Origin of the sequence: Duganella fentianensis (genome assembly GCF_009857835.1) — a bacterium.
Classification (GTDB): Bacteria; Pseudomonadota; Gammaproteobacteria; order Burkholderiales; family Burkholderiaceae_D; genus Rugamonas; species Rugamonas fentianensis.
Genome location: NZ_WWCL01000002.1, coordinates 399578 through 421633, shown reverse-complemented (window position 1 = coordinate 421633; position 22056 = coordinate 399578). Strand labels below are relative to the sequence as shown.

The 22056-nt window shown below is 64.1% G+C and carries 13 protein-coding genes; 4 read left to right on the top strand and 9 right to left on the bottom strand.

Annotation, left to right across the window (positions count from 1 at the left end; translation table 11 throughout):
• Positions 1-13 precede the first annotated feature (13 nt).
• From aceA to rraA, 3 genes are all read right to left on the bottom strand, one after another.
• Complete coding sequence (gene aceA / locus GTP23_RS09755; protein ID WP_161034982.1) at positions 14-1309, bottom strand: isocitrate lyase; 1296 nt, start codon at positions 1307-1309, stop codon at positions 14-16.
• 293 nt (positions 1310-1602) lie between these two features.
• Entirely contained in the window at positions 1603-2205 is a 603-nt protein-coding gene (locus GTP23_RS09750; protein WP_161034981.1) for a PEPxxWA-CTERM sorting domain-containing protein, read from the bottom strand.
• Positions 2206-2252: 47 nt separating this feature from the next.
• The gene (gene rraA, locus GTP23_RS09745) at positions 2253-2750 is read right to left on the bottom strand and encodes a ribonuclease E activity regulator RraA (RefSeq protein ID WP_161034980.1); all 498 of its coding nucleotides are present in this window, start codon (positions 2748-2750) and stop codon (positions 2253-2255) included.
• 158 nt (positions 2751-2908) lie between these two features.
• Between rraA and GTP23_RS09740 the strand changes: the two genes are divergently transcribed.
• Positions 2909-3853 carry a sensor domain-containing diguanylate cyclase gene (locus tag GTP23_RS09740; RefSeq protein ID WP_161034979.1) on the top strand — a complete coding sequence of 315 codons (945 nt, stop codon included), beginning with the start codon at positions 2909-2911 and terminating at the stop codon, positions 3851-3853.
• 35 nt (positions 3854-3888) lie between these two features.
• Here the strand turns inward: GTP23_RS09740 and clpB are convergent, their stop codons facing one another.
• From clpB to GTP23_RS09710, 6 genes are all read right to left on the bottom strand, one after another.
• Entirely contained in the window at positions 3889-6471 is a 2583-nt protein-coding gene (clpB, locus tag GTP23_RS09735) for an ATP-dependent chaperone ClpB (protein WP_161034978.1), read from the bottom strand.
• Between the two features lie 119 nt (positions 6472-6590).
• Positions 6591-7058, bottom strand: coding sequence for a molybdenum cofactor biosynthesis protein MoaE (locus GTP23_RS09730; RefSeq protein WP_161034977.1), 468 nt, complete (start codon positions 7056-7058; stop codon positions 6591-6593).
• A complete protein-coding gene (locus tag GTP23_RS09725; RefSeq protein ID WP_161034976.1) occupies positions 7058-9622 on the bottom strand; it encodes a DUF349 domain-containing protein in 2565 nt (854 codons plus the stop codon). Before GTP23_RS09725 ends, GTP23_RS09730 begins: the two co-directional genes overlap by 1 nt.
• 68 nt (positions 9623-9690) lie before the next feature.
• On the bottom strand, positions 9691-10278 hold the full coding sequence (locus GTP23_RS09720) for a hypothetical protein (RefSeq protein ID WP_202412116.1): 588 nt from the start codon (positions 10276-10278) through the stop codon (positions 9691-9693).
• A 225-nt stretch (positions 10279-10503) separates the two neighbouring features.
• Positions 10504-12918: a bifunctional acetate--CoA ligase family protein/GNAT family N-acetyltransferase gene (locus tag GTP23_RS09715; RefSeq protein WP_161034975.1), complete on the bottom strand. Its 2415-nt coding sequence runs from the start codon at positions 12916-12918 to the stop codon at positions 10504-10506.
• Between the two features lie 18 nt (positions 12919-12936).
• Positions 12937-13935 (bottom strand): DUF2804 domain-containing protein, encoded by a 999-nt coding sequence (locus GTP23_RS09710; RefSeq protein WP_161034974.1) that lies wholly within the window; start codon positions 13933-13935, stop codon positions 12937-12939.
• A gap of 212 nt (positions 13936-14147) precedes the next feature.
• Here GTP23_RS09710 and GTP23_RS09705 point away from each other — a divergent pair, with 212 nt between their 5' ends.
• The 3 genes from GTP23_RS09705 (at position 14148) to GTP23_RS09695 (ending at position 22032) form a co-directional block, all read left to right on the top strand.
• On the top strand, positions 14148-16811 hold the full coding sequence (locus tag GTP23_RS09705; protein ID WP_161034973.1) for a sensor domain-containing diguanylate cyclase: 2664 nt from the start codon (positions 14148-14150) through the stop codon (positions 16809-16811).
• A 116-nt stretch (positions 16812-16927) separates the two neighbouring features.
• Positions 16928-18157: an exonuclease SbcCD subunit D gene (locus GTP23_RS09700; RefSeq protein WP_161034972.1), complete on the top strand. Its 1230-nt coding sequence runs from the start codon at positions 16928-16930 to the stop codon at positions 18155-18157.
• Positions 18154-22032 carry an AAA family ATPase gene (locus GTP23_RS09695; RefSeq protein WP_161034971.1) on the top strand — a complete coding sequence of 1293 codons (3879 nt, stop codon included), beginning with the start codon at positions 18154-18156 and terminating at the stop codon, positions 22030-22032. Before GTP23_RS09700 ends, GTP23_RS09695 begins: the two co-directional genes overlap by 4 nt.
• Positions 22033-22056: the final 24 nt, after the last annotated feature.

Sequence of the window (22056 nt, the reverse complement as noted above, 5' to 3'; positions counted from 1 at the left end):
CAACTCCTTACGTTCAGGCCACTTTCGGTTCGAAGAACTGCTCGTCTTCCGTCGAACCATGCAGGGCCGTGGTGGACGACAGCCCGCTCTGGATGCACTGGGTCACTTCATCGAAATAGCCGGTGCCCACTTCGCGCTGGTGCTTGACGGCCGTGAAGCCCCGCTCCGCCGCTGCAAATTCCGCTTCCTGCAATTCCACGAAGGCCGTCATGTGGCGGCGCGCATAGCCGTGCGCCAGATGGAACATGCTGTAGTTGAGCGCATGGAAGCCGGCCAGCGTAATGAACTGGAATTTGTAGCCCATGGCCGCCAGTTCACGCTGGAAGCGGGCAATGGTGGCGTCGTCCAGATTCTTTTTCCAGTTGAAGGAAGGCGAGCAGTTATACGCCAGCATCTTGCCGGGGAAGCGAGCATGCACGGCTTCGGCAAAGCGCTTGGCATAGGCCAGATCGGGCCGGCCCGTCTCGCACCACACCAGATCGGCATACGGGGCATAGGCCAGCGCCCGCGCCACCGCCTGATCCAGCCCCTTGCGCACCTTGTAATAGCCTTCCACCGTGCGCTCGCCCGTGCAGAAGGGCTTGTCGTTGTCATCGATATCGGAAATCAGCAGATCGGCCCCTTCCGCATCCGTGCGGGCGATCAGCAGCGTGCTGGTGCCCATCACATCGGCCGCCAGCCGCGCTGCCGTCAGCTTCTCGATGGCTTCGCGCGTAGGCACCAGCACCTTGCCGCCCATGTGACCGCACTTTTTGGCCGAGGCCAGCTGGTCTTCAAAATGCACACCGGCCGCACCGGCTTCTATCATGGCTTTCATCAGTTCGAACGCATTCAGCACGCCGCCGAAACCCGCTTCCGCATCGGCCACGATGGGGGCAAAGTAATCGATGTCGTCGCGCCCTTCCGACCACTGAATCTGGTCGGCCCGCTGCAGCGTATTATTGATACGCTTGACGGCCATGGGCACGGAATTGACGGGATACAGCGACTGGTCGGGATACATTGCGCCCGCCTCGTTGGCATCCCCCGCCACCTGCCAGCCGGACAGATAGATGGCCTTCAGCCCTGCCTTCACCTGCTGCAGCGCCTGATTACCCGTCAGCGCGCCCAGCGCATTTACGTGGGCTTCCTGGTTCAGCAGCTGCCACAGCTTGTCGGCACCGCGCTGGGCCAGCGTGTGGCTGATGGGCAGCGAGCCGCGCAAACGCACCACGTCGGCAGCGCTGTAAGTACGCCGCACGCCGGCCCAGCGCGGGTTGCACTCCCAATCCTGCTGAAGCTCGGCAATTTGCTGTTCACGAGTGGCCATGATGTTCTTCTCCTGCAAAAATTAAAATCCGCTGACTCCATGATAGACCTTTTGTGCCGCGCACAACGAGTCTTATATAAGACACATGATCAGTTTTAAATTATTACAAATCAGTGACTTAAACAATATTTTTCAGGATGCGGAAAGCAATTTCTCAAAATGGAAGAAATGCCGCGACTGTTGGCGCGGCGCATGCCGTAATGTGAAACGAAGATTTCGCCAGATGAAAAAAACACCCCGGATACACTAGGCATGCGGGGTGTCTGCGCTAGCCGGCAATAAGCCGGCCCTGCCTACTGGCGCCGGCGCCGCGCGGCGAAGCCGAGCAAGCCCAGCCCGCCCAGCAGCATGGCATAGGTGGAAGGTTCCGGCACGGCCAGAACCGTGAAATCGGTGGCAGCGATGTAGGCGCCCGACATCACGAAATAGCTGATGCTGGCCGTGCTTTCGCGGAAGCCGTAAAACGCGCCCTGATTCACACTATCGGCCGGCAGATTGATCTGCAGCACCAGCGATTCGATCAGCTGATGACTGGCATCATAGGCCGCGATGGTGGCATTGCCGTAATTGCGACCATAGTTGAACAAAGCGCCTACCGCCATGACCGGCTTATCGAAGGCCAGCTGCATCTTGCTGAAGCCATCATTCGGCGAAGCCAGCGGCATGCCCTGCCACTGGCCGTTGAGGTTGAAGCCGAACGCATTGGTATAGCCGAACACCGAGCGCTCGCCATCACTGCTCCATATCACACCATCCGCCAGCGTCTGGGGTGGGATGCCATAAGCGCCATTGGCTGCCATGGGCAGCACCGTACCGTCGGACAAGGACGACACCACGCCAGCCTGGGCCGACAGGGCCGCACCCGCACAGGCAACCGCAATCAGAAGTTTTTTCATGGCAATTCCTGTCGGTCAACTTTGTTTGCTGTTTTACATCGACAAGCTTAGCACGCCAGTGCCTGCTGCGCTACCAGAACTCCGTCCGCATCCGCATAAATCCACGCGCCGGGGCGTACGGCCACGCCCTGTATCGTCACCTGCACCTGACGGTCGCCCTCGCCTTTTTTGCTGCTCTTGCGCGGGTGGGCGGCCAGCGCACGCACGCCGATCTGGCAGGCATTGATTTCGTCCGTGTCACGGATACAGCCATCCACCACGATACCGGCCCAGCCGTTGTTTTGAGCTAACAGTCCCAGCTGGCCACCCACCAGCGCGCGGCGCAGGCTGGCTCCGCCGTCGATCACCAGCACCTGCCCCTGCCCCGGCGTTTCCAGCACGGCCCGCACCAGCGCATTGTCCTCATGCACGCGCAAGGTGTAGGCCGGACCAGCAAAACTGCGCAGCTGGCCATAGGACTGTAACACGGGCGGCAAGACTGCCAGCCGGCCGTCATCGAGCAGCTCGGCGTGGTCGTCGCATAAATCGGTGGTGGCAAATTTCATTATCTGTCCTGATCTGGTAGGGAAAAGAACGTTAATTCTATGCCCTAGGCTAGCCAGCGCACAGCCTGAGTGTGGCAAAAAGTGAATTTCCTCATAATATCTTCTGTCCAGTACAGAAATACGTTACATTTAATCTTTTCCTAACCCAGAGCGCGTGTATGGCTGACGTGTCCCTGTTTTCCCACGATCAAATCGTCGGTCTGTTGGCGGCGCTGCCGGATCCCGCTTTCATCTTTACCCGTAGCGGCCGCTACGCTGCCCTGTTCGGCGGGGCCGATAACCGCTACTACCACGACGGCAGTTCACTGGTGGGCAAGACCATCGCCGACGTACTCAGCGACGAACGGGCCGGCTGGTTTATCCAGCAGATTGCCATCGCCCTCGACCAGCCCGGCATGCACGTGGTGGAATATCCCCTCAGCGGACGCGATGTGCGGGGACTGGACAACGACGGGCCGCCCGACGTGATCTGGTTCGAAGGACGGGTCCGGGCATTGGGCTATCAGGTACAGGGTGAGGATGCCGTGCTGTGGATCGCCAGCAATATCACCGCCAGCAAGCGGCTGGAAAAGCAGTTGCGCATGTTCAGCGAAACGGATGCACTGACGGGGCTGGCCAACCGGCGCAAGCTGATGCAGATGCTGAACGAGCACTACGAGATGCACGCGCGCTACGGTACGCCCAGCGCCGTGCTGATCTTCGACATCGACGAGTTCAAGGGCATCAATGACCGCTACGGCCACCTGTGCGGCGACCAAGCCTTGCAGACCACAGCCGAAGTGTGCCGCGCCGTGCTGCGCAGCACCGATTTTCCGGCCCGTCTGGGCGGCGATGAATTCGTCGTGCTGATGCCGCATACCACACGCGAACTGGCCCAGCCCATTGCCGAACGCCTGCGCCTGCGGGTGGCGGAAGAATTACGCCTGCTGCAATCGCTCGGTGACGGCGCCACCATCAGCGGCGGCCTGAGCGAAATGCTGCCCGGTGATCATTCCTTCGAAGATGTGCTGAAACGCGCCGATGTGGCGCTCTACAATGCAAAACGGCAGGGACGCAATCGCATCGCCTGCCATTTCCCCGTCAGCCTGGACGCTGAACTTTAAGCCGCCCGACGGCGCGCAGCAGCGCGCCGCCAGACTCAGTTAAAACTCAGCTCGCCATTGCTCACGTCCACGCGGATAGTGTCTTTGGGGCCGAAGCGGCCTTGCAGGATCAGCTTGGACAGCGGATTTTCGATCTGCTGCTGGATCGCCCGTTTCAGCGGCCGCGCCCCGTACACAGGATCGTAGCCGGCTTCGGCGATTTTCTGCAGCGCCTGATCCGTCACCGTCAGCGTCATGTCCATGCGCGCCAGCCGCTGTTCGAGTATCGCCAGCTGGATCTTGGCGATGGCACCGATGTTTTTCTCGTCGAGGCCATGGAACACCACGATTTCATCGATACGATTGATGAACTCGGGACGGAAGTGCGCCCGCACCTCGGCCATCACGGCCAGTTTCATCACGCCCGGATCAGCATCTTCCATCGCCTGCATCTTATGCGAGCCGAGGTTGGACGTCATGATGATCACGGTGTTCTTGAAGTCCACCGTGCGGCCCTGCCCGTCCGTCATGCGACCATCATCGAGCGCCTGCAGCAGCACGTTGAACACGTCGGGGTGGGCCTTCTCCACCTCGTCCAGCAGGATCACGCTGTAAGGCTTGCGCCGCACGGCTTCGGTCAGATAGCCGCCTTCGTCGTAGCCCACGTAGCCGGGCGGCGCGCCGATCAGACGGGCCACCGAATGCTTCTCCATGAATTCGCTCATGTCGATGCGGATCAGCGCATCTTCCGTATCGAACAGGAAGCCGGCCAGTGCCTTGGTCAGCTCGGTCTTGCCCACGCCCGTAGGACCAAGGAACATGAAGGAGCCGTATGGACGGTTAGGATCGGCCAGACCGGCGCGCGAACGGCGGATCGCATCGGCCACCGCCGCTATCGCTTCGTCCTGCCCCACCACGCGCTCATGCAGCTTGGCTTCGATGTGCAGCAGCTTGTCACGCTCGCCCTGCATCATGCGCGAGACAGGAATGCCGGTGGCACGCGACACCACTTCGGCGATTTCTTCCGCCCCCACTTCGGTGCGCAGCAGCTTGGGCTGGCTGGCGCCGGTCTTGCTGGCCGACGCGGCTTCGGCCTGTTTCAGCTGGGCCTCCAGTTCCGGCAGGCGGCCATACTGCAGCTCCGACACACGCTGCCAGTTGCTGTCACGCGTGGCCTGCTCCATCTGCAGCTTGATGCGGTCGATTTCTTCCTTGATGTGGGTACTGCCCTGCACCACCGACTTCTCGGCCTTGAGGATTTCCTCGTAGTCGTTCAGCTCGCGCTGCAGACGGCTGATCTCTTCCTCGATCAGCTCCAGCCGGCGGCGCGAACCTTCGTCCTTCTCCTTCTTCACGGCTTCCTTCTCGATCTTCAGCTGGATCAGACGGCGTTCCAGCTTGTCCATCACTTCCGGCTTGGAGTCGATCTCGATCTTGATCTTGGAAGCCGCTTCGTCGATCAGGTCGATCGCCTTATCGGGCAGGAAGCGGTCCGTGATATAGCGGTGCGACAGTTCCGCCGCAGCGATGATGGCCGCATCGGAAATCGCTACCTTGTGGTGCAGCTCGTACTTGTCCTGCAGCCCGCGCAGGATCGCAATAGTGGCTTCCACCGAAGGCTCGTCCACCAGTATCTTCTGGAAGCGGCGCTCCAGCGCAGCATCTTTCTCGATGTATTTGCGGTATTCGTCCAGCGTGGTGGCGCCCACGCAATGCAGCTCGCCACGGGCCAGCGCAGGCTTGAGCATATTGCCCGCATCCATGGAGCCTTCGGCCTTGCCGGCACCGACCATGGTGTGCATTTCGTCGATGAAGACGATGGTCTGGCCTTCATCCATGGCCAGTTCCTTGAGCACGGCTTTCAGGCGCTCTTCGAACTCGCCGCGGAATTTGGCACCGGCCACCAGCGCCGCCATGTCGAGCGACAGCACGCGCTTGCCCTTGAGCGAATCCGGTACTTCGTTGTTGACGATACGCTGGGCCAGCCCTTCCACGATGGCGGTCTTGCCCACGCCCGGTTCGCCGATCAGCACAGGGTTGTTCTTGGAGCGGCGCTGCAGCACCTGGATGGCGCGGCGGATTTCATCGTCACGGCCGATCACGGGATCGAGCTTGCCGGCGCGGGCCCGCTCGGTCAGATCCAGCGTATATTTTTTCAGCGCTTCGCGCTGGCCTTCGGCATCCTGATTATCCACTTTGGCACCGCCGCGCACGGCGGCTATGGCCGCTTCCAGCGCTTTGCGGGTCAGGCCGTTTTCGCGCGCCAGCTTGCCGGCATCGGATTTATCGTCGGTCAGCGCCAGCAGCACCATCTCGCTGGAGATGAACTGGTCATTGCGCTTCTGCGCTTCCTTGTCCGACAGATTGAGCACGGCGATCAGCTCGCGGCTGGCCTGCACATCGCCATTCGTACCCGAGACTTTGGGCAGGCGTTCGAGCGCGCTGCCCAGCGCCTTGGTCAGGCCGCCTACATTCACGCCGGCGCGCTGCAGCAAAGAGCGGGCACTGCCGTCGTCCTGATTCAGCAGCGCCGTCAGCAGGTGTACGGGCTCGATATATTGGTTGTCATTACCCACCGCCAGACTTTGCGAGTCCGACAGGGCTTCCTGTAACTTGGTCGTGAGTTTGTCCTGACGCATGGTGGTGCTCCCATCAATTTAACTTATCGCCCAAATAGGGTTGATCAATTACATTTCAAGGATTCACCGATTTATTTCATACTTCCATGAGCTAGATCAAGTCTGCTCATTTCGACAACTTATTTCGACCACTTTTCTAAAGCGACATCGTCACTGACGCGGGCATCCACCCAGCGTCCGCCATCGGGCGTCTGTTCCTTCTTCCAGAACGGTGCTTCCGTCTTGAGAAAATCAATGATGAATTCGCAGGCGGCAAAGGCCTCGCCCCGGTGCGCCGAGGTGACGGCCACCAGCACAATCTGCTCCATCGGTTTGAGCGGGCCCACCCGGTGAATCACCAGCGCACCGAAGATATCCCAGCGCCCCCGTGCCTGTTCGATGATGTTCTGGATGGACTGCTCCGTCATGCCCGGATAGTGTTCCAGCTCCATCTCGGCCACGCTGGCGCCTTCGTTCAGATCACGCACCGTGCCGACAAAGCTGACGATGGCGCCTACCCCGGGCTGGGCGGCGCGCAGCAGCGCCACTTCCGTACTCAGATCGAAATCCTGCTGCTGTACCCGTACGCTGTAGCTAGCGGCCGCCATCAGCGTTCTCCCCCGCCGATGCGGCGGAACAGCGCTTCGATGCGGCTCACCGTGCGGTCATCGGCCAGCGCCGGCATGGCGCATAGCTGCAGATAGGCAGCCGTGGCGCTTTGCGGCTTCTGGCCCGATTTCAGCGACGATTGCAGCACTTCCACCTGCATTTTCAGGCGCTCGCGGGCAAACTCGGCACCACTATCGACGCCGGCGACGATTTCCAGCCGCAGCACTTCATCGAGCAGGCGCTGACGGTTGGCTTCCAGCTGCGCCAGATAGTTAGCCGCATCACTGCCCAGCAGCGCCAGCGCAGCGTTGTAGCGGCCGCTCAGCGCTTTTTCGTATTCGCCGCCCAGCTTGGGGATGGCTACCCAGCGCGCCTGCCATTCGTCGGCAGTGGCGGCGCCGTTCGCTGCGCTAGCCGGCACCAGCTGGCCTTCCAGCGCCTGGCACAGACGCAGCTTGTCGCGCAGGGCATGGGCTTGCGCTGCGCCGCTACGGCGCCGGATCGCATCGGCCTGGGCCTGCACCTGCGCCTGCGCGGCCTGATAGCGCTGGCTGATACGGGCTTCGGCGGCACGCGGCACTGTGCCCGCATGCTGCCATGCGCTGGCCGTCTCGCGCAGCAGTGCCGCTATCGCCGCCAGCTGGGCCTTGTCATCGCCGCTGAACGTGGCCGTTTCCAGCTGCGCGCACAGCGCTTCGCGTGCATGCAGATGGGCTTTGCGTTCATGGTCGGCCGCATGGGCCACTTCCTTGCGCTTGCTGTAGACGGCATCGCAGGCCGCGCGGAAGCGCTGCCACAGCGCCTGTTCCGCCTTGCGCTCCAGCGGCAGCGCCTTGGCCTGTTCCTGCCAGCGCTCCTGCAGGCGCTTGAGCAGGTCGAGCGCATGGCGTTCGGTCGGCTGCAGCTGCTCGGCTTCCTGGATCAGCTGCTCGCGCCGCGTCACTTCGATCTTGCGCTGCTGGGTCAGCGGTGCCAGCATCTGGCCCAGCGCCTTGTCGAAAGCCTGTTCCAGCTTGCGCTTTTCCTTGCGCTCCATGGCACCGAGCCGGCTCCACATCTGGCGCAGGCGCTGGCCTGCTGCCGCCACGTTCTTCAGGTCGACGCCTTCGGCCGCTGCCTGCGCCATGGCGCGGGTTTCTTCGATCAGGGCTTGCGCCTTGGCCGCATTGGCGTGGCGCTCGTCGGCCAGCTGCTTGAAATGGGCGGCGGCCGGCGCATAGGCCGTGGTGCAGGCGCGGTCGAAGCGCTCCCACAGGCTGCGCGGCGCGTGGCCGGAGACGGCATCGAGCGCCTTCCAGCGCTCGCGCATGCTGCCCACTTTCTTGGCCAGTTCGCTCATCGCCAGACCCAGTGCAGGCAGCTCTTCCACCACCTTTACCAGTTCCTCGCGCGAGACATTGCCACTCCAGCGCGCCCAGTCGCTCAGGCGTTTGAGTTCGGCGCGCAGGTGGTTGAGGCGTTCCGTGACGGCTGGCGCCAGACGGGCCTTGTGTTCCTTGAGCCATTTATCATGTTCGGCGGCAGCGTGCAGCAAGCCCTGCTCGAGCGCCTGTTCCAGCGCATCAAGGGTGCTGAGAAATTGCGGATCCGGCGCGGCCGGCTTGGCGGCACGGCCAGCTGGCGCAGCCTTGGCTGGCATCGTGCCGGCGGCAGCGCCTGCGCTAGCATTTACCAGCGCATCTTCCGAGCTATTGGGGCCGCTTGCTGCAGCACCACCCGCCTCGACATCGTCGCTGGTTGCGCCATTAAGCCTGGCGGCATCAGCGCCAGCACTGTCAGCGACGGCAGTAGCGGCCTGCTGCTGCGCCGGCGCCGGTGCAGCTTTGGCGGCAAGCGCTGCCTGTCCTGCGGCCAGCGCGGCACGCGTCTGATTCAGGGCGGCGGCAAAATCCGTCAGCAGATGCTTGGGCAGAGTGGCATGCTCGGCGTCCTGCTGGCAGCGCTCGAACTGCGCAGCATACTGGTCCAGCGCAGCTTGCGCGGCGGCCTTGTCGTCCATGCTGGCAGGCAGCTGGCGCAAGGCCGCCAGCGCATCGATCATCTGGCGCTGCAGCTGCACCTGCGCCTGCAGGCGCGCATCGAGCGCCATGCGCTGGCTGGCAAAGCTGATGGCCTGTGCGGCATCGGCCGTAGTAATGCTCCATTGCCGGTCCAGCTCGGCCACCTGATTCGGCGTGAGTTTTTCATCGGCCAGCATGCGTGCCGCCAGTTCCAGACAGACCGCTGCTTTGCGCTGTTCAGCTTCGTGATAGCGGATCGCATCGAGCCGGCTCTGCATCAGCTTGGCCACACGCCGGTCGGTATTGCGCATCGCCTGCAGCACCTGTTCCAGCAGCGGCAGGCTGCGCACATGTTCGGCGGCCTGCAGCCGCACGCCGGCAAACTCGCTCTGCAGGATCAGCGCCACGGCGGCCGCTTCGTCACCGGCCAGCGCGGCCGCCTGCCGGGTCTGTTGTTCGCGTCGTTCGGCCGAAGCAGCAGCAGCCGCACCGGCTGCAGTCTCCGTTGCGGCAGGTGCTACGCCAGCGCTTTCGCCGTTGCGCTTGAAGATGAATTCGAACATGGTGCGCTATGAGGTATCTAAAACCACCATCATAGCAAAGCAGAGAATATTTGCCTGTTACAGAGCGCTTATTTCGGCGCTGGCACTTCCCGCTCGGCCCGGGCACGCAAATGCGGCACGCTGCTGATGGTGTCATCCTGAACCAGATTCATATCGATCATCGGCAATACCTGCAAACGCGGCATATTGATGGCGGCAGCATCGGGCAGCACCGCCGGTGGCGCGCTGCGTTTAAGTTCCTCGACCCGCTTGTCATGCAGCATCAATTGATTCGCGATGGAAAACCAGGCATCGCCGGCAATGCTGTTGCGCGCCAGCGCAAACAGTTCGTGCTCTTCTTTTTCCAGCTTTTGCAGCATGGCTGTGCAGAACGCTTCGATGTTGTCGCTGATGCGCTGCACCTGCCCTTCGCCCGCATCGGCCAGCACTTCGGCCTGTTCTTGCAAGGCTCGGACGGCGGCCAGGGCTGATTGATTGAGGCGGTTCAATTCGTCGAGCAGCTGGTCGGCCCGCTCGGTGGCTGCGCGCAAGGCAGGTATCAGATAGCGATCCGTCTTGCGCCACTGGCAGGCCTGATACAGGGTGTTCAGGCTGTTGCAGGCGTATTCGAGCTGGGCCAGCGTAACGCTGTTCTGCTGCATCAGAGTCGTACGCACATATTGCTGGAAAGCCAACAGATTAAGGCGAACACTTGCTTGTTCGACCGAAAGAGCGACCAGGGCATATGTGGCGGTTAACATTCTGACTCCCAAAGCTATGGTATGACCAGACCGGATGGCTGGCAAAAGCGGAAGTAAAAGTGTAAATAAAGCCGACAACCACGCTTTGACTTAAAACAAAACGGCGCGCTTCCCCAATATAGCGCAAACAGAGGGCGAACGCTATCGTAATGGCAATTGCAGGCGCACCAGTCCCGTTTCCGGATGCGGCAGCACGCTGCCGCCGAAATGCCGTACCAGTTTCTGCACACCGAGGTTCTCGGCCAGCGCATCGCCTACGATCTGCGCCGTGCCATGGCTGCGGAAGTAGTCCACCAGCTTCTGGAACAGGATGTAGCCCAGCCCATGCCCTTTCAGGTCGGAGCGGATGATGATGGCAAATTCGGCCGCCTGATTATCGGCATCGGCAATCGCGCGCACCACGCCCAGCGTTTCCGGCTCGCCGTTGGCGCCCGTGCGGGTGGCGATAAAAGCCATGGCGCGGTCGTAATCGATCTGGGTCAGGCGTGCCAGCTGGCCCGGTGGCAGTTCGCGCATGGCCGTGAAAAAGCGCAGGCGCACATCGTCGGGATCTAGCGCGGCGAAAAAAACCTGATGCTGGGGTGCGTCCTCGGGCCGTATGGGGCGCAGCAATATCCGCCCGCCACCCCACTCGAGCTCCTGCTCGAGTTCCTGCGGATAAGGCCGGATCGCCATGGCCCGGTGGCTGCGCGCCGGGCCCAGCACCAGCGTCGCGCCCAGCGCCACCACGCTGCCGTCCAGCACCAGCAGCGGGTTCAGGTCCAGTGCCGCCAGCTGCGGCAGATCGGCCACCATATCGGCCACCTGTACCAGCGTGCGGCACAGCGCATCGGCATCGGCGGCTGTTTGCGCCTGCTGCAGCAGACGGGCCACGCGGGTGCGGCTGACCATATCGCGCGCCAGCACCATATTCAAGGGCGGCAGGCCGGCAGCACGGTCGGCGGCCACTGCGGCCGCCAGCCCGCCCTGACCGAAATACAGCACGGGGCCGAACACGGCATCGGTACTGATTTCGATGCGTGCGGCCGCCAGCGTGGTGCCGGCCTGCGCGGCCTGCTGCGGCGTGGCCAGCGCAATGCCGTAAGCCGCCAGCAAACTGCGCAGATCGGCGTCCGCCAGGCTGCTGTGGCCACTGGCCTCGGCCGCCGCCACCAGAGCCTGCGCCGCAGCCCGTTCCGGCGCCGAGGTGGCCGGCAACTGGGCCGGCACTTCCATCAGCAGATCCTGATTGCGCCGGTACTGGGCAATCTGCAGGAAACCGTGTACGGCTTTTTCCGGCGTGTCGTAGGTCGGCAGGCCTGCTTCGGCAAACACCTGCCGCGCCGCCGCCACGGCGCTGCCGCCCAGCCAGCAGCTCAGCACATTCTTGTTGGCACTACGCAGCAGCGGTGCGATCGCCGTGGCGATCTGCTGGCTGTCCACCATGGCCGTGGGCGCGTGCAGGAATAGCAGCGCATCGGCATTGGTTTCATGCAGCAGTGCTTCCACGGCCGCCTGATAATGGGCTACCGGCACATCGGCCAGCAAGGCCACGGGATTGGTAGGCTGGGCGCAGGTACGCTTGAGCAGCAGCTGCGATTCGGCCGACAGCGGCGCCAGCTGGGCACCGCCGGCCGCCAGCGCGTCCGCCGCGATCAGGCCCAGCCCCACGCCATTACTCAGCACGGCCAGCCGTTCACCGCGCTGGGGACGCTGGCGCGCCAGCGTTTCCACCGCATCGAACAGGTCTTCGATGGAACTCACGCGCAGCATGCCGGCACGCCGTATCGCCGCATCGAACACCAGATCGGCATCGGGCTGGGCGTCGCGCCCCACTTTCAGCACGATCACCGGTTTGCCGCGCGCCGCCAGCCGGCCGGCCGACATGAATTTGCGCGCACAGCAGACCTGCTCTATGCACAGCAGGATGGCTTCGGTGGCGCTATCGGCCGCCAGATAATCGAGCAGGTCGCCAAAATCCACATCGGCGGTCTCGCCCATGGTGAGGAAACGGGAAAATCCGATGCCGTGCAGGCTGGCCCAGTCCAGCATGGCGGTGCCCAGCGCGCCCGATTGCGCCACGAAAGCCAGCTTGCCGGGCATGGCGGGAATATGGGTGAAGCTGGCATTCAGGCCCAGCGCCGGGGTCTGCAGGCCCACGCTGCCCGGCCCCAGTATGCGCACCTGATGGCGCTTGGCGGCAGCCAGCATGGCCTGCTGCAGATTGCGCCCGCCGCTGTGGATCTGTTCCAGTCCGGCCGTCATGACGATGGCCGCGCGGGTGCCGCGCGCCCCCAGTTCGGCGATCAGATTGGGGATGGTGGCGGGCGGCGTACACAGTATCGCCAGCTCCGGTGCAGCCGGCAAAGCGGCCACCCGGGCATAGCAGGGCAAGCCCTGCAGGCTCTGGTGGCGCGGGTTGAGCGGCCAGATGGCGCGCCCGCTGCCGCCCTGCGCCGCGTGGGCCTGCAGCAGATTGGCCAGCACGCGCGTGCCGATGCGGTGCGGCTTGTCGGACGCGCCGATCACCGCCACCGAACGGGGCTGAAACATACGGTCGAGATATTTGATGCTCATAATGCCCGCACTCCCGCGCTACCAGCGCGAAGCATGATCTTCCGTCACCCCGGCCAGCTGCTGCACGGCGCGCCGTGGCTGGTCGGGCGCGCTGCGCACCCAGCCGCTGAAGGTGCCGATGGGCTGCACATAGCGGCTGGCCGCCACCAGCAGGTTCTTGTCGCCGCGCCGTTCTCCTTCCGGCATGAAACTCAGTTCCAGCAAACCGTCATCGGTGCTGATCTGCCACGGCGCGCGGCTATCGTTGCGGTCATACTCGAAACGGGCCGCCCCCAGCGGATACAGCCTGCCATCGAGCCAGAGCGCATTTTCCTGCGCGCCGAAATAGCCGGCCTGCAGATTGAAGCCCATGCTCAGATCATGCGCCGACGCCCAGCGCCAGGCCGTATTGCGCGCCAGCAGACCATTCGAATAATCGAAGCTGGCAATGCCGCCATCGAGTGCCAGCGTGCGTCCGCCCACCCGCAACTGGCCCTGCAGCGGCATACCGCCCGACTTCTGGGTCGCATGCACCGCGCCATCGGCCACCGGCCCTGCCGCCAGCAGCAGCGGTGCCGGGGCCGGACCAAAGCTGGCATCGATGGCAAACTCGCCACAGCGCAGCGTCAGGCTGCTGGTGCCCTGATCCGCCGTATTGATGTGGATCTGTTTGCCCAGCAGGCGGAACTGGCTTACACCAGTCGGCCGGTGCGGCAGGCTGGCCGTGCAGCCGGGCAGACCGTCCTGCGAAAATTCGGCCAGCATGCGGCCGCTCTGGCGCTCGAAAGCATAGGCAAACGCGGTATTGGTCCAGCCCACATCGACAATCGCCACGGCGCAGAACACCTGTTCCGTGTACAGCGCCACATAGTGCCAGCGCTTGTGGTGGAAACGCCGCCACAGCCGGCTGCGCGCATACGGCGGTGCCAGCTGGCGCCAGTCGATCGCACCGGTCTGGCCGGCAAACCGGCCAAAGATGGGCTGGCCATCTGTGCCGGGCAGGCGTGGCGGTGCGGCGGACAGTGTGGTTTGCTTCATGCGGCCAGTTCCTGTGGGTGTTGCCGGCAATCGCTGCCGGTGTCGCGGCGGGTAGCGACGCGACGGTTCAGCAGCTATTCTAATAAGAAAATCAATATTGCCTGTGCGCGCAGCACGGTTTTTTTTACATTTGCAGCCACAAACGAGACATTTCCATGCAGAATTAGATCGATGGCATTCTGCTGCAAATTAGTGGACAATATTGCCCCTCAATGAATAATCCTGCCCAAGCTACGTCCCGCAGCGTTTTACGCCGGCTGTATCGCGCGATACTGCTGCCGGCGTTCGCGCTCGCATTGCTGGGCGTGATGTGGGCGGCCGTGCTGTATCAGGTGCGGCAGGAGCGGGTTTCAGCCCACTACGAGGCGGTGCTGCACAGCCAGTCGCTGGCCCGTACCCTGGCCGAACATACCAACCATCTGTTGCGCCAGAGCGACCATGCTACCCAGCTGTTCAAGCTCAAGTTCGAAGAATCGGGCGGCAGCCTGCGGCTGGCCGAATTCAGCAAATCCAATGGCCTGCTCGATTCGCTGCTGCCTTCCAAACTGGATTTGCCGCTGGCGCTGGTGGCGGCCGACGGCACCCTGATCGATAGCCGCTCCGGCTACTTCGCGCCCCATCTCGGCCAGCAACCGTTCTTTTTACACCACGTCCAGAACAGCTCGGACACGCCGCTGATCACCACGCCCATCGTCGAGCCCCGCACCAAGAAATGGCAGATCCAGATCTCGCGCCGGCTCAACCAGCGCGACGGCAGCTTCGCCGGGGTGATTGTGATGATGATAGACCCGGCCACCTTTGTAGAAGACTACGACCGCCTGAATCTGGACCCGGGCGGCGCCGTGATGCTGATCAGCCGCGAAAACGGCATCGCCACGGCACGCGTCGACGAGCAGCTCATCATCAGCGACGCCATCGATTTCACTGCTGCCCAGAGCGGCGGACGCATAGGCACGCTGGATGAACTGCTGCTGGCCCGCCCGTTCGACGCGGTGGAACGCATCTACGGCTACGCCGAAATGCCGCGCTATCTGCTGCTGGCCGTGGCTGGCAATCCCCTCAAAACGGAGATGACCGGTTTCGAACTGCGGCGCCAGCGTTATCTGGTGGCCGTCAGCCTGGCCTCCCTGATGGTGCTGCTGTTTGTCGGCCTGCTGATGCAGCAGGCGCACCGGCTGCGCCGCAGCGCACTGATGGTCAGCGAAGCGCAGGAAATGCTGCGCGCCGCCGCCGAAGCCAGCATGGACTGCGTCTATCTGCTCAAAGCCTGCCGCCTGCGCAGCGCCGATAATGCCATCGCCGACTTCACGCTGGTGGGCCTGAACGACCGCGGTGCTGCCCTGCTGGGCATGACGTCCGAACAGGCCCGCGGCAAGCGCCTGCAGGAACTGATGCCGGACCTGCATACCCACGGCTTCTTCGACAAGTACAAAAACGTACTGCTGACGGGTCGCCCGCTGGACGAAGAATTCGAAGTCGACTTCCTGCCCAGCGGCGAGCATTACTGGTTCCACCACCAGATCGTGCCCATCAACGAAGGCGTGGCCGTCACCACGCGCGACATCACGCCGCGCAAGAAGAGCGAACTGGCGATCCGCAAGAGCCAGGCCGAACTGGCCGCCGTCAACGACGTGTCGCCGCTTGGCCTGTTGCGCGCCGACGCCCATGGCCAGTGCACCTACGTCAATCGCACGTTTGAATTCGTCACCGGCCTGATGCGCTCGGAAGCGCTGGGCGAAAACTGGCTGCGCGCCATCCATCCGGGCGACCGCGCCAATCTGAAGGCGGCGCTCAAGCAGATGGCCGTCACCCGCCTGCCCTATCAGGACACGCTGCGCTGCGTCCATCCCGATGGCACCATCGTCTGGGTGATGTTCAAGATCGCCGCCATGATCGTCGACAAGCAGATCTATGGCTACGTCGGCACCGTCGACGATATTACCCACGTGCGTAAGTCCGTCATGGCCCTGCGCGAGAGCGAAGCCAGGCTGCGCACCATCGCCGACAGCCTGCCGGCCATGGTGGCCTACATCGATAGCGAGGAAGTATTCCGCTTCCATAACATCGCCTACGAGCGCGAATTCAACCGCTTCGGCACCAGTGTGCTGGGCAAGACCGTCGTCGAGACGGTGGGCGAGGCACGCTACAGCTATCTGTCGCCCTACATCAAGCGCGCGCTGGCCGGCGAGACCCTGACCTTCGAAGAAGAAGACAATAGCGATACCACCCTGCGCACCTACGAGGTGGTCTACATTCCGCAGATCGACGAAGATGGCAGCACGGTGATAGGCTTCCACGTCATGCGTCAGGACATCACCGCGCAGAAGCGCGAAAAACAGCGCCTGCTGCGGCTGACCCAGATCGACACCCTGACCGGGCTGACCAACCGTGCCGGCTTCCTGCAGAAGCTCAGCGACAGCATGCATGCGAGTGCCGAGAACCACCACCTGATGGCAGTGATGTACATGGATATCGACCGCTTCAAACCGGTCAACGATACCTATGGCCACAGCGTCGGCGACGCCCTGCTGCGCGCCTTCTCCACCCGCCTGACGCACACCATGCGGGCCAGCGACACCATTGCCCGTCTGGGTGGCGACGAGTTCACCATCATCATGGAGCGCATCAACCGCGCCGAAGACGCCACGGCGCTGGCCGCCAAAATCGTCACGGCCATGCAGGCACCGTTCGATCTGGATGGCACCATGGTGTCGATTTCGGCCAGTATCGGCCTGACCTTCTACCGTAACGAAGACATCACACCGGCCGAGCTGCTGCATCAGGCCGACCTGCTGCTGTATCAGGCCAAGCAGAATGGCCGCAATACTTACCGCGCCGGGCCATCCCACACGACGGCCGGCGACTACGCCGCCTGAAGCCGGCAACCGCCGCCGCTGCCGCTGCTGTAAATCGCAGCTGTAAATATATCAAGCTCGCACCCGGCAAGTTGCGCTATATTGTGCGCTTCCCGCTGTTCTGACCTACACATTCCATGCGTCTGCTGCACACCTCCGACTGGCATCTGGGCCAGACCCTGCATAACTACGAGCGCCATTACGAACACCAGCAGTTTCTCGACTGGCTGCTCGATACGCTGGAGCAGCAGCAGGCCGACGCCCTGCTGATCGCCGGAGACATCTTCGACAACGCCAACCCGTCGGCCGCCTCGCAGCGCCAGTTCTACCAGTTCCTGCGTGCTGCGCGCGAACGCGTGCCCCATCTGAACCTGATCGTCATCGCCGGCAACCATGATTCGCCGGGCCGGCTGGAAGCCCCGGCGCCCCTGCTGGAAGCCCATGGCACGCGCGTGATCGGCCATGTGCCGCGCCTGGCCGATGGCAGCATCGACGTGGGCGCCATGGTGCTGCCGCTGACGGATCGCAGCGGCGCCGTGCAGGCCTGGTGTCTGGCCGTGCCCTTCCTGCGCCCGGCCGACGTACCACGCCCAGAAGGGCAGAGCAGCAGCGCTGATCCCTATCTGGCCGGCATCGCCCTGCTCTACCGTCAGGCGCTGGAACAGGCACTGGCCTGCCGCAGCGCCGGCCAGCCCATACTGGCCATGGGCCACTGCCACATGGTCGATGGCCAGATGTCGGAAGATTCGGAGCGCCGCATCGTCATCGGCGGCACGGAAATGCTGCCGGCCGGGATCTTCGGCCCCGACATCAGCTATGCCGCGCTAGGCCACCTGCATCTGGCCCAGAGTGTGGGCCAGCAGCGCCATATCCGTTACTGCGGCAGCCCGTTGCCCCTGTCGTTTGCCGAAATCGGCTATCAGCATCAGGTGCTGCAGATCGATCTTGAGGGTAGCGCGCTTGGCGAAATCACCCCGCTGCCCGTACCGCGCGCCGTGCCCCTGCTGCGGGTGCCGCCGCGCCCTGCGCCGCTGGCCGAAGTGCTGCAGCAGTTAGCCGCACTGGCGCCGCAAGCTGCACCGGCCGAGTGCCAGCCCCTGCTGGAAGTGCGGGTGCTGCTGGATGCGCCGGAACCGGGCCTGCGCGCCAAGGTGGAAGCGGCACTGGAAGGCAAAGCCGTGCGGCTGGCGAAAATCGAAACTACCAGCGCGGCCCGCAACGGCGCGGCCGAAGCGGCAGCGCTGACGCTGGACCAGCTGGAACGCATGCAGCCCGATGAAATCTTCCGTCAGCTGTATCGCCAGCGCTACGATCAGGATGCGCCGCCCGAGCAGCTAAGCGCTTTCGCGGAGTTGCTGCTGCCATGAGAATACTGCGCATCGCCGGTAAGAATCTGGCCTCGCTGGCCGACGAGTTCAGCGTCGATTTCGAGCAAGCGCCGCTGGCGGCCAGCGGCCTGTTTGCCATCAGCGGCCCCACCGGAGCGGGCAAAAGCACACTGCTCGACGCCCTCTGTCTGGCCCTGTACGACGCCACCCCGCGCCTGCTGCGCGTGGCCGGACGCAACTATCTGGCCGACGTCGGCAACGAAACCATCACCACCCAGGACACCCGCAACCTGCTGCGCCGTGGCGCGGCAGAAGGCTATGCCGAAGTGGATTTCGTCGGCAGCGACGGCGCCAGCTACCGTGCACGCTGGAGCGTGCGGCGCGCCCGTACGCGGGCCGAAGGCGCACTGCAGCCCACCGCCATGACGCTGCACCGCCTGCCCGCACTGCAGCCGCTCGGGCATACCAAGACCGAGGTCAAAGGCGAAATCGAAAAGCGCATCGGCCTGTCGTTCGAACAGTTCACCCGTGCCGTGCTGCTGGCGCAGAACGAGTTCTCCGCCTTCCTCAAGGCGGAAGACAATGAACGGGGCGAGCTGCTGGAAAAGCTCACGGGCAGCGCCATCTACAGCGAAATTTCCATGCGTGCCTATGCCCGCGCCAAGCAGGAACAGGAAGCGCTGCAGCGCCTGAACGACAGGCTGGCCGACCAGAAGCCGTGCAGCGCGGAACAGCGGCAGGAGCTGGAAAGCCAGCACGCCGCGGCACTGGCAGCGCAGCAGGAACTGGAGCTGCGCACCGCGGCGCTGGAACAGCAGTTGCAATGGCACCAGCAGGCGCAGCGGCTGGCCGAGGCCGAGCAGCAGGCCACGCTGGCCTGTGCCGCCGCCACAGCCGCTATCGATGCAGCGGCACCGCAGCGGGCCAGTCTGGCCCAGCTCGACGCCATCCAGCCGGCCCGCCCGCTGGCAGCCGAATGCCAGCGCCTGACGCAGGAAAGCGCCCGCACCGCCGAACAGATCGCGGCGCTGGCCGTGCAGGCGCAGCAGGCCGCTGCTGCGCTGGTCCGGCACCAGAGTGCGCAGCACAGCGCCAGCGTACAGCTGCAAAGCGCCGAGCAGGCGCAACGCGATGCCGCCCCCCAGCTGGATCAGGCCAAGGCGCTCGATGCCCGCATCACCGCCCTGCTGCCCGCATTCCGGCAGGCTGCCGCCGCCTGTGCCGAAGCCGATCAGGTCGACCAGGCTGCGCGCGCGGCCCAGCAGACACGCAATGACGAGCGCCTGCAGGTCGCGCAGCAGCAGGAAGCCAGCAGCCACTGGCTGGCACAGCACCAGCAATGGGCTGCGCTGGCGCAGTCGTGGGAGCGCTGGGAAGTGCTGTTCGTGCAGGCCGGCCAGCAGGCCGCGCAGGCCGAACGGCTGAACCAGTCGCTGACAAAACTGCAGCAGCAAATCCGGCACCAGCAGGAACAGCAGGCACAGGCCCAGTCCGGACTGGCGGCCAGCAGCCAGCGCCTGCAAGTGCTGGAGCAGCAGCACCAGAACACGGCCAGCACGCTGGCGCAATATGCGCCGGAACAGCTGCAGGCCAGCCGCCAGCAGCTGGGGGCAAGGCGCAACCTGCTGGCGCAGGGTGAAAAGCGGTGGATAGACTACGATGCGCGCCAGTCGCGCCAGGCCTATCTCGCGCAACAGGCGGCCGAGCTGCGTGCTACCGCCGCACAGGCCGATGCCGAACTCAAAGCGGCCCAGCAGCAGGCTGGCACGCTGCTGGCGCACAGCACTCAGGCCGAACGTTCGCTGCAACTGGCGCAGGCAGCCTGCACGGCCAGCGTGCAGGATCTGCGTGCCACGCTGGAAGATGGCCAGCCTTGCGCCGTGTGCGGCGCTACCGAGCATCCGTACCACCATGACGACAGCCGGCTGCTATCCATGCTGGCCGGACTGGAAAGCGAAGTGGCGCACTGGCGCCAGCAGGTGGAAGCCAATCTGGCCCTGCAAACGGCACGCCGCACCACCGAACAGGCCTGCCTCGATCAGTTGCAGGCGCTGGCGCGCGAAACGGCCACGCTGGCACCCGCCCTGTCCGAAGCAACGCAGGCATGGCAGGCCATGGAAGCGCAGCTGGCCACCGAACAGCTACCCGCAGCCGCTGCCCGCACGGACTGGTTTGTCGGCCAGCTCGAACAGCTGGCCGCAGCGCTGCACACTGTCGAAGCGCAGGAACAGGCGTGGCATCAGGCACGTCAGGCCCACGAACAGGTGCAGGAAGAACTGGCCCGCAACCATAGCGCCCACCAGCAGCTACAGCAAGCCGTGGCCAACCAGCAGACCGCACTGGCCGAAAGCCGCAGCGAAGCCAAGGCGCTCGATGTGCAGCGGGTCGATCTGGCACTCACGCTGGGCAGCCTGCTGGCCGACCTCGATCCGGCCTTCAGCGGCAGCGAGCTGCCCAGCGATGACTGGAAAGATGCATGGCGCGCCGCCCCGGCCCGTTTCTATGCGGCCCGTCAGGCTGAAGCCAGCCAGTGGCTGCGCCAGCGCAGCAGCTACGACGAACGCCAGCAGCGCCTGCAGGCGCTCGATATCGAACTGCGCGCCGGACAGGAAGCACTGAGCAAAGCCCAGCGCGATGCGGTTCAGGCGCGCGTCGCCTACAGCAGCGCCGAAGCGCAGTTACAGGGCTTGCAGCAGCAACGCCAGCAAATGTGGGGCGGCAAGGAAGCCAGCGCCGTCGAAGCCGCATTCAACGAGGCCGTCCACGCGGCGCGCCAGCAACTGGCGCAGCGCCAGAGCGCCGCCCAGCAAGCCGCACAGGATGGCGCGCGCGCCGAGGCCGCGCAGGCGCAAGCGCAGCTGCATCTGGCCAGCCTGCACAGCGCCAGCACCAGTGCACAGCAGGTGCTACAGCACTGGCTGCAAGCCTACAATCAGCAGCAGCCACACGCAGCGCTGGACGATCTGGCACATCTGCAGGCCCTGCTGGCCGTCACACCGGAGGCCATCAGCCAGCAGCGCGCCGCCATGCAGGCGCTGGAACGTCATGCAGTTACCGCAGCCACCGTGCTGGAAGAACGCCAGCACCAGCGCCAGCAGCACATGACCACGGCGCCGCAAGCCACGCCCGATACGCTGCAGGCACTGGCTACGACCGAGGCAGAGGAGGAGGACAAGCCGGACGAGGTGGACAAGGTGGACGAGACGGACCACACCGCCACGCAAGTACAGCTGGCCGACGCCATCGCCGCCCTGAGCCGCGCGCTAGCGGCCTTGCAGCAGGCCTTCCGCAGTGCTCGCGAGCAGGCCGTAGCAACCCAGCTGGCGCTGGCGCAGGACGACGCCCGCCGCAATCGTGCCCAGGCCATGCTGGCCGAAATCGCTGCCCAGGAAGCCAGCGAGCAGCGCTGGGCGCGCCTGAGCGAACTGATAGGCTCGGCCGATGGCAAGAAATTCCGTAACTACGCCCAGCAGTACACGCTCGATGTGCTGCTCGGCTATGCCAATGCCCATCTGCGCCATCTGGCGCGGCGCTACCAGCTCGAGCGCATCGTCCATCCGGCCAGCCCTTCGCTCGCCCTGCAGGTGCGCGACCGCGACATGGGCGATGAAATGCGCTCGGTGCATTCGCTGTCGGGTGGCGAATCCTTCCTCGTTTCGCTGGCGCTGGCGCTGGGACTGGCCTCGCTTTCCTCCAACCGGGTGCGGGTGGAGTCACTCTTCATCGACGAAGGCTTCGGCAGTCTGGATGCGGAAACCCTGCGCGTGGCCATGGATGCCCTCGACGGCCTGCAAGCCATGGGGCGCAAGGTGGGGGTCATCTCCCACGTGCAGGAAATGACGGAGCGCATCGCCACCCGCATACTGGTACAGCCGGCAGCCGGTGGCCGCAGCAGCGTCAGCGTGCAGGGCTAGCCCTGGCGGCATGCTGTCTGTCGC

What these genes read in the sequence shown, in the direction of transcription:
- aceA (WP_161034982.1), bottom strand. Translation starts at nt 1,309, where the DNA reads ATGGCCACTCGTGAACAGCAAATTGCCGAGCTTCAGCAGGATTGGGAG.
- GTP23_RS09750 (WP_161034981.1), bottom strand. Translation starts at nt 2,205, where the DNA reads ATGAAAAAACTTCTGATTGCGGTTGCCTGTGCGGGTGCGGCCCTGTCG.
- rraA (WP_161034980.1), bottom strand. Translation starts at nt 2,750, where the DNA reads ATGAAATTTGCCACCACCGATTTATGCGACGACCACGCCGAGCTGCTC.
- GTP23_RS09740 (WP_161034979.1), top strand. Translation starts at nt 2,909, where the DNA reads ATGGCTGACGTGTCCCTGTTTTCCCACGATCAAATCGTCGGTCTGTTG.
- clpB (WP_161034978.1), bottom strand. Translation starts at nt 6,471, where the DNA reads ATGCGTCAGGACAAACTCACGACCAAGTTACAGGAAGCCCTGTCGGAC.
- GTP23_RS09730 (WP_161034977.1), bottom strand. Translation starts at nt 7,058, where the DNA reads ATGGCGGCCGCTAGCTACAGCGTACGGGTACAGCAGCAGGATTTCGAT.
- GTP23_RS09725 (WP_161034976.1), bottom strand. Translation starts at nt 9,622, where the DNA reads ATGTTCGAATTCATCTTCAAGCGCAACGGCGAAAGCGCTGGCGTAGCA.
- GTP23_RS09715 (WP_161034975.1), bottom strand. Translation starts at nt 12,918, where the DNA reads ATGAGCATCAAATATCTCGACCGTATGTTTCAGCCCCGTTCGGTGGCG.
- GTP23_RS09710 (WP_161034974.1), bottom strand. Translation starts at nt 13,935, where the DNA reads ATGAAGCAAACCACACTGTCCGCCGCACCGCCACGCCTGCCCGGCACA.
- GTP23_RS09705 (WP_161034973.1), top strand. Translation starts at nt 14,148, where the DNA reads ATGAATAATCCTGCCCAAGCTACGTCCCGCAGCGTTTTACGCCGGCTG.
- GTP23_RS09700 (WP_161034972.1), top strand. Translation starts at nt 16,928, where the DNA reads ATGCGTCTGCTGCACACCTCCGACTGGCATCTGGGCCAGACCCTGCAT.
- GTP23_RS09695 (WP_161034971.1), top strand. Translation starts at nt 18,154, where the DNA reads ATGAGAATACTGCGCATCGCCGGTAAGAATCTGGCCTCGCTGGCCGAC.